The organism is Pseudomonas sp. 2995-1 (assembly GCF_002742505.1).
Classification (GTDB): Bacteria; Pseudomonadota; Gammaproteobacteria; order Pseudomonadales; family Pseudomonadaceae; genus Aquipseudomonas; species Aquipseudomonas sivasensis.
The window spans coordinates 1-304 of sequence record NZ_LJSA01000520.1; the positions used below are offsets into that span (position 1 = coordinate 1).

1 protein-coding gene is annotated in these 304 nt (G+C 56.6%); it reads right to left on the bottom strand.

Annotated features, from left to right (window positions below):
• A partial coding sequence (locus AOA61_RS31345) for a hypothetical protein (protein WP_158234832.1) occupies positions 1–304 on the bottom strand: 304 nt, incomplete at both ends.

Genomic DNA, 304 nt, shown 5'->3' on the forward strand with positions numbered 1-304 from the left:
GTGCCGACTTTGGCGCTGTTCTCAACAATGGTGGTAGCAGCCACGGTGATGACCGGGATGTCGTTGACCAAAGTAACGACCGGCTGAGCATCGCTGTGCGAAGTGGCGTTGTCGGCGTCGGTGACGGTCAGGTCAATTTTCGGCAACTGGTTGCCGGCGTTGACGAAATCAGCGCCCTTCTGCGTCAGCACAACGTTAGTGCCAGACAGGGTGTAGTAACCCTGAGTATTGGTGCCGGTGGTGAAATCAACTTTCAGGCTGGCAGTAGGCGTTTCTTCGTCGGTAGCAACGAAGCTACCGGCGA